Source organism: Pseudomonas sp. GW823-FHT02E01, assembly GCF_058797535.1.
Map to the genome: position 1 here is coordinate 130131 of NZ_JBXAJS010000013.1, position 10178 is coordinate 140308.

9 protein-coding genes are annotated in these 10178 nt (G+C 49.8%); all 9 read left to right on the forward strand.

Annotated elements, in window-relative coordinates:
- Positions 1-6: 6 nt before the first annotated feature.
- Positions 7-1041: a polysaccharide biosynthesis protein gene (locus tag AC1RDQ_RS25805; RefSeq protein WP_150726248.1), complete on the forward strand. Its 1035-nt coding sequence runs from the start codon at positions 7-9 to the stop codon at positions 1039-1041.
- Between the two features lie 4 nt (positions 1042-1045).
- Positions 1046-2164, forward strand: coding sequence for a UDP-2-acetamido-2,6-beta-L-arabino-hexul-4-ose reductase (gene wbjC / locus AC1RDQ_RS25810; RefSeq protein ID WP_492588455.1), 1119 nt, complete (start codon positions 1046-1048; stop codon positions 2162-2164).
- 239 nt (positions 2165-2403) lie between these two features.
- Positions 2404-3567, forward strand: a complete 1164-nt coding sequence (locus AC1RDQ_RS25815) for an EpsG family protein (RefSeq protein WP_492588456.1) — start codon at positions 2404-2406, stop codon at positions 3565-3567.
- Positions 3568-3878: 311 nt separating this feature from the next.
- Positions 3879-5009 (forward strand): non-hydrolyzing UDP-N-acetylglucosamine 2-epimerase, encoded by a 1131-nt coding sequence (wecB, locus tag AC1RDQ_RS25820; protein ID WP_150726251.1) that lies wholly within the window; start codon positions 3879-3881, stop codon positions 5007-5009.
- A 5-nt stretch (positions 5010-5014) separates the two neighbouring features.
- Positions 5015-6235: a glycosyltransferase family 4 protein gene (locus AC1RDQ_RS25825; RefSeq protein ID WP_492588457.1), complete on the forward strand. Its 1221-nt coding sequence runs from the start codon at positions 5015-5017 to the stop codon at positions 6233-6235.
- Positions 6236-6283: 48 nt separating this feature from the next.
- Entirely contained in the window at positions 6284-6880 is a 597-nt protein-coding gene (locus AC1RDQ_RS25830; RefSeq protein ID WP_492588458.1) for a sugar transferase, read from the forward strand.
- The gene (locus AC1RDQ_RS25835; RefSeq protein WP_492588459.1) at positions 6877-7503 is read left to right on the forward strand and encodes an acetyltransferase; all 627 of its coding nucleotides are present in this window, start codon (positions 6877-6879) and stop codon (positions 7501-7503) included. The genes AC1RDQ_RS25830 and AC1RDQ_RS25835 overlap by 4 nt, the downstream gene beginning before the upstream one ends.
- Before the next feature lie 86 nt (positions 7504-7589).
- Entirely contained in the window at positions 7590-8768 is a 1179-nt protein-coding gene (locus AC1RDQ_RS25840; RefSeq protein ID WP_492588461.1) for a DegT/DnrJ/EryC1/StrS family aminotransferase, read from the forward strand.
- 313 nt (positions 8769-9081) lie between these two features.
- The coding region (locus AC1RDQ_RS25845; protein WP_492588460.1) for a nucleoside-diphosphate sugar epimerase/dehydratase at positions 9082-10178 on the forward strand (1097 nt) is incomplete at its 3' end.

The following is a 10178-nucleotide window of genomic DNA, read 5'->3' on the forward strand; positions in this document are numbered from 1 at the left end:
GATATTATGTTTCAGAATAAGACGCTTTTGATCACCGGTGGTACCGGGTCCTTTGGTAATGCTGTCTTGAAGCGCTTTCTTGATACCGATATTGCCGAGATTCGCATATTTAGTCGGGATGAAAAAAAGCAGGATGACATGCGTAAGCATTACGCGAGCTCCAAGCTGAAGTTCTATATTGGTGATGTTCGTGATTACCAGAGCGTCCTGAATGCCACTCGTGGCGTCGATTACATTTTCCACGCGGCGGCGCTCAAGCAGGTTCCATCCTGCGAGTTCCACCCTATGGAGGCTGTGAAGACCAATGTCCTGGGTACGGAGAACGTACTTGAAGCGGCTATTCAAAATGGTGTCAAGCGCGTTGTTTGCTTGAGTACTGACAAGGCCGTTTATCCCATCAATGCAATGGGAATCTCCAAGGCGATGATGGAGAAGGTGATGGTGGCCAAGTCGCGTAGTGCTGATGATGAGAAGACTGTCATTTGCGGAACGCGCTACGGCAACGTCATGGCTTCGCGAGGTTCGGTTATTCCGCTGTTCATTCAGCAGATTCGCGACGGCAAGCCTTTGACCCTGACCGACCCTAGCATGACTCGCTTTATGATGACTCTGGCGGATGCGGTGGATTTGGTGTTGTATGCTTTTGAGCACGGCAACAATGGCGACCTGTTTGTGCAGAAAGCGCCAGCAGCTACAGTAGAAACTCTTGCCAATGCGCTGACTCAAATGCTCAATCTGCCGGAGCACCCGATTCAAGTGATCGGTACTCGCCATGGTGAAAAGCTGTATGAAGCGCTGTTGAGTCGTGAAGAAATGGCCTGCGCGGAAGATCGTGGTGATTACTTCCGAGTGCCGCCTGATCTACGCGATTTGAACTACGCAAAATTTGTGGAGCAAGGGGAGGAAAAAATTTCTCGCACTGAAGATTATAACTCCCATAATACCGAGAGACTGGATATCGAAGGTATGAAGAACCTGCTGTTGAAGCTGGACTTTATGCGCGCTATTCAGCGTGGTGAACACGCGACGCCGGAGGAGTGAAACCATGAAAGTGCTGGTCACCGGTTCCAATGGTTTTGTGGGCAAGAACTTGATAGCGCATCTGAACGAGCGCGCTGATATTGAAGTCGTCCGGTTCACTCGGGACGATAGTATCAATCAGTTATTGGCACTAATAAGCAGTGTGGATTTTGTATTTCACTTGGCAGGAGTGAATCGACCACAAGATCCGGAAGAGTTCAAGGCTGGTAATACGGACTTGACGCAAGCTCTTTGTGAAGCGGTATCAGCATGCGGTAAACCGGTGCCAGTACTTTATACTTCGTCCATTCAGGCTGAGCAGGATAATCCGTACGGCCATAGCAAGCTTGGTGCTGAAGAGGCGCTGACAGCGCTCGCGGAAAAGTCTGGTTCACCCGTTTACTTGTTCAGGCTTCCAAATGTCTTTGGCAAGTGGGCTCGGCCGAATTACAACTCGGCAGTTGCAACGTTTTGCCATAATATTGCGCGTGGACTGCCGGTTACTATCAATGACCCACACGCAAATATTAATCTTGTCTATATCGATGATGTTATCAAACACTTCATTTCAGCGATGGATGGAAAGTCGTCAGATGATGGATTCGTAGACGTCCAGCCTCAATACTGTATCAGTGTTGGAGCTCTGGCAAAGCAGTTGGAGGCGTTTCGCGAAAGTCGTGACACCTTGATCACGGAGCCGGTCGGTACTGGCTTGGTACGTGCGCTTTACTCCACCTATGTCAGCTATTTACCTCCCGAGAGTTTCACCTACCAGGTTCCAAAGTACGGTGATCCTAGAGGGGTATTTGTCGAGATGCTGAAAACCGGAGACAGTGGTCAATTTTCATACTTCACCGCTCATCCGGGTGTTACACGTGGTGGTCACTACCACCATTCGAAAACTGAAAAGTTTTTGGTAATAAAAGGTAGGGCTTGTTTTCGCTTTAGGCATATCGTATCTGACGAGTTTTATGAGTTGTTCACCAGCGGTGATCAACCGGAAATCGTTGAGACGGTTCCAGGTTGGACTCATGACATCACCAATGCCGGGGATGAGGAGATGATTGTGATGCTTTGGGCGAACGAAATTTTTGATCGCGAGCTACCGGACACGTACGCACGTCCGGTCGGCAGCGAGGCCTAGGTTGGAAATGCTCTCTGCTTTGATCGCCTGAGCGAGCAGGGCGGGGAGTCATTTTTCGCGTGACCCTGCAGTGTTAATTTGATGATACATGCTGGCGTATGTTCGTTCAGGCGATGCGGGCTATTAAGATGGCAGGTCTAATTAGATCACGGTAAGATGGATGTATCGGTTAATAACTTTTAAATGTTCGGATCGTTAGTCGCCGTCTTTGGTCTGCAGGTGTTAAGGAAAGGATTGTCATGTTTTTTTATCTTGGTATTGGTGTCTTGCTTTGGGTCATAACAATTCCAGGACTGTTCATTAAGACGAAGACTGGCATAAGCTTTTTCGTAGCATTACTCGCCTTTTGGTTAATTTGCGCGTTTAGATTCGAAACAGGCTTCGATTGGGTGGTTTATGAGCAATATTATAATGCCGTAGAAAATTCCGTGTTTATGGACTTTCCGCGAGATGTGGTCTCAATGGAGCCACTTTTCTATTTGTTGAATTACCTTGTTTCTCGGGTTGGTAACTTTCAGTTTTTTCTGTTTTTAGTTGGTACTTTCAATACATATTGTGCGTGCAGATTTTTTTATCGGTTTGATTCGCGTGTTTCACTTGGTTTGGCTTTTGTTTTTTGTTGGGTGTATATTCCATTGGAGATGGGGACAATACGTCAGTCTATTGCTGTTTCCATTATGCTTTTGTCAATGGAAAGCTTTGTTTTCGGACGGTCGAAGAAAGCCTTTTTTGGTTTTTTCATTGCTATGGGTTTTCAGTACTCGGCGCTTATGTATGCGCCCATATTCTTTCTTCGCGGAATCCGTTACCTGATCACACATGTATGGATCTATATCGCAGTCTGTTTGCTTTTTTATAGTGTTGGTATCGGTTCAGGCCAAGTTGCTCTAGGCTTGGGGGCCGTCGCAAATATTCCGTTCGTTTCCGAGAAGCTCAGTGTCTATGCTGGTTTTGGTTTTTCCCAGCGCTCAATAGCGGGGGCCGGTTACTTGGTTTTGAATTGTATGTTGCTTGGGTTGGCCAAGCTGTATCTAAAAGAAATAACGCGTCGAGAGTTAGTGTTAATTGGTGCGCTTATATGTTTGATCGGTGCGCAATCATTTTTGTTTGATTTTGCTCTGATATGGAACCGCATTCAATATCTGGCTTGTTTTGCTCAGGCGGTAATCATATACGACATTCTCAGGCAGTTGCGGGAGCCTGGTCGCGCAATGGTAGCTGCAAGTGTCGCGGTTGTTAGTCTCGCTTCACTGTTGTTTTTTGTTTCTGCCGGTTCTGCGATGCCATTTACTCCCTATCAGTCATATATAAAATATGTGCTGACCAATGAAGAGGGTGATGGTCGACTGCGAACGCAACAGTATTACGAAGACTTCAACGCTGCGAATAAGGTAAGCGAGTGATGGCACCAGGGGCGCTGTCTACTGACGACGTGCTGGTGTCGGGGTCGGCGCGCGATGCTAAAATGGTCACCTTTGGATGGTGCGCCGACGATAATCAAAGAATTGGACTCAAATGTGTCATTATGCCAGCCCAGTGAGAGCGCAGTCCTCAGTCAGGCCTGGTCAGCAGCTGTGACAAAGCAAAGGTTACACAGTGATGTGTGACGGGGTTGCCGATGAGTTAAGCGCTTTTATCGTGCTGGCTGATGATGAAAGCGCTGGCTAGTGTTAATTACTTATCTATCACTTTTTGAAATGTGACGTTTAAAATCATGAAAAAATTAAAAGTCGTAACCGTAGTGGGAACCCGTCCGGAAATCATTCGTCTGTCGCGCGTAATGGCTGCTCTGGATCAGTATTGTGATCACGTACTTGTCCATACCGGGCAGAATTACGATTACGAACTGAATGAAATTTTCTTTCAGGACTTAGGGATCCGCAAGCCTGATCATTTTCTGAACGCTGCGGGTGCCACTGGCGCCGAAACTATCGGTAACGTGATTATTAGTGTGGATCGCGTCCTGGCTGAAATTGAACCAGAGGCTCTGTTGGTCTTGGGAGACACAAATAGCTGCATGGCAGTCATTCCTGCCAAGCGCCGCAAGATCCCGACCTTCCATATGGAAGCTGGTAATCGCTGTTTCGACATGCGTGTTCCCGAAGAGATCAATCGTCGTATTGTCGATCATACTGCGGATATCAATCTGACTTACAGTACGATCGCTCGTGATTACTTGCTGCGCGAAGGTCTTTCGCCTGACATGGTAATCAAGACCGGTAGCCCGATGTTTGAAGTGCTCAATTATTATCGTGAAGGCATTGAAGCGTCGGATGTCCTTGCTCGTCTCGGTCTGGAGAAGGGTAAGTTTTTCGTCGTTAGCGCACACCGCGAAGAGAATATCGATTCCGATAAAAATTTCGGCAAGCTAGTCGAGGTTCTGAATACGGTCGCCGAGCATTATGGCTATCCCGTTATTGTTTCAACCCACCCACGTACCCAGAAGCGGGTTGACGCCATGGGTGTGAAGTTCCATGAAAATGTTCGCTTGCTCAAGCCATTGGGGTTCAAGGACTACAACAAGTTGCAGCTTGATTCCAAGGCAGTCCTTTCTGACAGCGGTACGATCAACGAAGAATCTTCCATTCTTAACTTCCCTGCGTTGAATATTCGGGAAGCTCATGAGCGTCCAGAGGGTATGGAAGAGGCCGCGGTAATGATGGTTGGTCTCGAGGTCGAGCGCGTGATGCAGGGCTTGCAAGTGCTGGAAGGTCAGGATCGTGACGAAGAGCGTACGCTGCGACTTGTAGCGGACTACAGCATGCCTAACGTGGCTGAGAAAGTGGTTCGAATCATTCACAGCTATCGTGATTATGTCATGCGGACCGTTTGGAGAAGGTACTAATACGAATGACCATTCGTGTTTTACTGTTCACTCAGTGGTTTGATCCTGAGCCAACGTTCAAAGGGCTTGTTTTTGCTCGTGAGTTAGTTGAGCAGGGTTTTGAAGTCGAGGTTGTCACCGGGTTTCCAAACTATCCCGGTGGTAAATTGTATCCTGGCTATAGGATCAAACCCTTGCAGCGCGAAGTCATCGACGGCGTCCATGTGACGCGTCTACCACTCTACCCAAGCCATGGGCAGAGTGGTGTCGGCCGACTTTTTAACTACATAAGCTTTGCAGCCAGTATTTTGCTGTATGGCCTTTTTCGAGCGAAAAAACCGGATGTCATTTATGCCTACCATCCTCCATTGACGGTAGGTATTGCGGCTGCGCTGGTTCGTTTTTTTCGGCGTGTGCCCGTGGTATACGATATTCAGGATATGTGGCCTGACACGCTCAAGGCCACCGGGATGTTTTCCAACGAAAAGCTCCTGAAAATTGTCTCTCGCGTCTGCGATTGGGTATACGGTCACGTAGACCAGATTGTCGTATTGTCTCCTGGTTTCAAGCATCTATTGATCGAGCGGGGAGTGCCTTCGCAAAAAATCGATGTCATCTACAACTGGTGTGCCGAAGATATGGTTCGTTCCACTTCGAGTAATCCACCGGCCAATTTTCCAGTGACTTCGAAGTTTCGAATTCTGTTTGCTGGAAATATGGGCAAGGCGCAGTCGCTTGATACAGTCATTGCAGCTGCACAGTTGTTGCAGGAAAAGGCCAGTCAAGTAGCGTTTATCTTCCTGGGCGGGGGAGTTGAGGCCTCCAGGCTGGAAGCACTTGCGAAAAGCAGACAGCTCGACAATGTATTCTTCCTGCCTGCTGTTCCGATGCCTGAAGTGGGAGCCTATCTTTCCAGCGCCGATGCCTTGCTTGTACATTTGAAGAAGGATCCGTTGTTCACCATCACTATTCCTTCTAAAACCCAGGCGTATATGGCGGCCGGTAAGCCGATCTTGATGGCGGTAGACGGTGATGCTGCCGATCTTGTGCGCGACGCCGGTTGTGGAGTTGTCAGCGAGTCAGACAATCCGCAGGCTCTTGCGGACGCGGTCCTGGCCTTGATAGATGTCTCGGTACAAGGGCATAAGGACATGGCTGAAAACGGATTGGCGTTCTATCACAGAGAGCTGTCCTTGCATGTCGGTGTCAAGCGTTTTGGTGAGCACTTCAAGCGTTTGTCGAAATGAACTCCAACGCTTTTTCCCCAACAATAATTTGTCTTTCAAGGACTTCCGATGTCAAAACGCTTCTTCGATATTGTGGCTTCTGTAGCCGGGTTGATTATCTTGTCTCCCGTGATCGCGGTTGTCGCATACCTGATTCGCAAGCGATTGGGATCTCCGATTTTGTTTCGACAAGTCAGACCGGGTCTCGGTGGTAAACCCTTTGAGATGGTTAAGTTTCGCACTATGCGGGATGCGTTGGACGCCAATGGTAATCCGTTACCTGATTCTGAGCGAATGACAGATTTTGGCAGATTTCTTCGATCCAGCAGCTTGGATGAGTTGCCGGAGTTGTGGAACGTCATCAAGGGGGATATGAGTTTGGTAGGGCCTCGTCCGCTATTGATGGAATATCTGCCTCTGTACAATGAAGTGCAGGTTCGCAGGCATGATGCGCGACCCGGGGTTACCGGGTGGGCACAGATAAATGGTCGCAATGCGTTGTCCTGGGAAGAAAAATTCAAACTTGATGTTTGGTATGTAGACAATCAGTCGCTGTGGCTCGACCTGAAAATTATTTTTCTCACCATCAAAAAAGTTTTGATCAGGGATGGGATCAGCGCTGAGGGTGAAGTAACAATGACCAAGTTCACCGGGTCAAAAAAATGAAGAGGCTGGCAATTCTTGGTGCGAGTGGACATGGAAAAGTTGTCGCTGACACGGCGGAATGTTGTGGATGGCAAGTCATAGAGTTCTTTGATGACGCATGGCCACAAGTGTCTTCCATCGGGGTTTGGCCGGTCGTTGGAAACACCAGAGACTTGCTCGGCCGTGTAGGGGAGTTTGATGGAGTTCTGGTTGCTATTGGCAACAATAGTGTCCGTCGACGTAAAATGGACGAACTGAAAGCTTCAGGCGCACAACTTCCTGTTTTGATGCACCCTTCTTCGATCATAAGCCGATACGCTAAGATCGGGTCCGGAACCGTCGTGTTTGCATCTGCAGTAGTCAATGCCTATGCGATCGTTGGTGAAGGGGCAATTCTGAACACCGGCTGCAGCATTGATCACGACTGTGTTCTTGGCGCGTGCGTGCATGTCAGTCCAGGTGCGCGGTTGGCTGGTTCAGTAACCGTCGGCGACGGAAGCTGGATTGGTATCGGTGCCTGTGTCAGACAGGTGCTCAGCATAGGTTCTAACGTGATGGTGGGGGCCGGAGCCGCGGTGATCTGCGATATCTCTGATAACATGACGGTCGCAGGAGTGCCCGCTCGAGCGATTGCAAGATCCTGAGTGTTTAACCATCGGATACACGTGACTGATTGGCCGTGCTGGATTGTCGATGGTTCTTTATAAATTATGTGTGGCAGGTAAAAACCGTGTTGAATACCCCATTTTCTCCTTGGCCTTCGTTCACTGAGGAAGAGGCCGATGCCGTTCGCGACGTAGTGCTTTCCAATAAGGTCAACTACTGGACCGGGCAGGAATGCCGCGAGTTTGAGAAAGAGTTCGCCACATGGGCAGGCACTGAATATGCCGTCGCCCTGGCGAACGGCACTGTAGCACTTGACCTTGCACTGGTTGCGCTGGGTATTGGGCGTGGAGACGAAGTCATCGTCACGCCTCGCACCTTCCTCGCCTCAGTTTCCAGCATTGTCAATGCCGGTGCGATTCCGGTCTTCGCTGAGGTCGACCGCGATACCCAGAACATTACCGCACAGACGATCCAGGCCGTCTTGACCCCTCGTACCCGGGGTATTATCTGTGTGCATTTGGCCGGCTGGCCGTGTGATATGGATCCGATCATGGAGTTGGCAGCACTTCATGATGTCAAGGTAATCGAAGATTGCGCCCAGGCACATGGTGCGAAGTATAAGGGACGCCCCGTAGGTTCCATTGGTCATATAGGCGCCTGGTCGTTTTGCCAGGACAAAATCATGACCACTGGGGGGGAGGGTGGGATGGTCACGACGAATGACCGCACCCTTTGGTTGAAAATGTGGGCATTCAAGGATCATGGCAAGAGCTGGGAAGCCATTTACGAAGGAGACCATCAACCAGGTTTCCGGTGGTTGCATGAGAGCTTTGGTACGAACTGGCGGATGCTGGAAGTGCAAGCGGTCATAGGCCGGATTCAGCTTCGTCGCATGGCGCAGTGGCGTGCTAGCCGAATCAATTATGCGGAACGTATTTGGTCGCAGGCTCGAGAGCTTAAAGGTTTGCGTGCTCCAGCGGTTTCCGAAAATTATGCTCACGCTGCCTATAAATGTTATGTGTTCGTAGAGCCGCAGCAGTTGAAGGCTGACTGGAATCGAGATCGTATTCTGTCCGAGATTTCTGCTCTTGGCGTTCCATGTTTTTCGGGTTCTTGCTCTGAGGTATACCTCGAGAAAGCGTTCGACGATACGGGCTGGCGTCCAGAAGTACGACTGGCTATTGCGAAAGAGCTGGGTGAGACAAGCTTGATGTTCTTGGTACACCCGACGTTGACTGAAGCCGAAATCGAAAAGACCTGCGAGGTGATTCGCAGTGTTATGCAGCAAGCCGTGAAGCCTTAGACCTGTTTGGGGGCTCACAATTTCCTTTTGGTGCGAGTCGGTTCTTGCTGGTGGGGAAAAGGGATGGCGAAAAACCGCCTGATATTCGCGATATCTGATCCCCTTCTCCTCACAGTTTTCAGTTCTTGCCGGTAGTATCGGTCGAGGCCTGCATTCCTTGCACACGCCCCGTGATGGTGATTTAGCTTCCTTATGGCGCTACCGGTTTCAATGTTTTGAATCAGATAAGTTATTTCAACGTTACGAGAGCGTCGGAGACGTACACTCGTCAGCATGATCAATAGGTGAGCGGTTCGAGGTGTACGACGGGATTATGGGTAAATTGCGCAAACTGTTGCTTGAGCTACCACGCCGTCAAAAACGGCTCATTCAGGTTGTGGCCGACGTCGTTCTTGTGTGGGTAGCCTTATGGATGGCGTTTATTGTGCGTCTGGGACCAGACGAGATGGTCAATCCGTTTATTCAGCACGTCTGGCTATTTATTAGCGCTCCTGTGATTGCTATTCCGCTTTTCATTCGCTTTGGCATGTACCGTGCTGTCATGCGCTACTTTGGAAATGATGCGCTAATCGCCATTATCAAAGCTGTCACATTGGCGTCGTTGATCTTAGGTGTTTCCGTGTACTGGTACAGCAATCACCAAAACGTCGTCCCACGCTCAATCATTTTCAACTACTGGTGGTTGAGTTTGATCATGATCGGCGGGCTTCGCCTGGCCATGCGTCAGTACTTCTTGGGCGACTGGTTCAGTGCGGCTCAGCATGTCCCGTTTACCAATCGGGACGATGGCTTGCCGAAAGTTGCCATTTACGGTGCGGGTTCAGCCGGTAACCAGTTGGTCGCTGCCTTACGGATGGGGCGCCTCATGCGCCCGGTGGCGTTTATCGATGACGATAGCGGGATTGCCGACAGGGTTATTTCCGGTTTGCAGGTCTATAAACCCAAGCATATCCAGCAGATGATCGATAACACCGGGGCTCAGGAAGTCCTGCTGGCCATCCCTTCGTCAAACCGTGGGCGGCGGCGTGAAATTCTTGGTTATCTCGAAGGTTTCCCGCTTCACGTCCGAAGCGTTCCCGGTTTCATGGACTTGGCCAGCGGACGGGTAAAGGTCGACGACATCCAGGAAGTGGATATCGCTGATCTCTTGGGCCGGGATGCGGTTCCGGCCCAGGGCGACCTGCTTGAACATTGCATCAAGGGACAGTCTGTTCTTGTCACCGGGGCCGGTGGTTCTATCGGTTCAGAGTTATGCCGACAGATTCTTGCCCTGCATCCAACTACGCTGCTGTTGTTCGAGCACAGTGAATTCAATCTCTACAGCATCTTGTCTGAACTTGAACAGCGGATTGCTCGTGAGTCTTTGTCCGTCCGTCTATTGCCGATTCTCGGTTCCGTGCGCAATCCGGA

Excerpts from the sequence above, each read along its gene's own strand:
- wecB (WP_150726251.1), top strand. The coding sequence starts at position 3,879 with ATGAAAAAATTAAAAGTCGTAACCGTAGTGGGAACCCGTCCGGAAATC.
- wbjC (WP_492588455.1), top strand. The coding sequence starts at position 1,046 with ATGAAAGTGCTGGTCACCGGTTCCAATGGTTTTGTGGGCAAGAACTTG.
- AC1RDQ_RS25825 (WP_492588457.1), top strand. The coding sequence starts at position 5,015 with ATGACCATTCGTGTTTTACTGTTCACTCAGTGGTTTGATCCTGAGCCA.
- AC1RDQ_RS25805 (WP_150726248.1), top strand. The coding sequence starts at position 7 with ATGTTTCAGAATAAGACGCTTTTGATCACCGGTGGTACCGGGTCCTTT.
- AC1RDQ_RS25815 (WP_492588456.1), top strand. The coding sequence starts at position 2,404 with ATGTTTTTTTATCTTGGTATTGGTGTCTTGCTTTGGGTCATAACAATT.
- AC1RDQ_RS25835 (WP_492588459.1), top strand. The coding sequence starts at position 6,877 with ATGAAGAGGCTGGCAATTCTTGGTGCGAGTGGACATGGAAAAGTTGTC.
- AC1RDQ_RS25830 (WP_492588458.1), top strand. The coding sequence starts at position 6,284 with ATGTCAAAACGCTTCTTCGATATTGTGGCTTCTGTAGCCGGGTTGATT.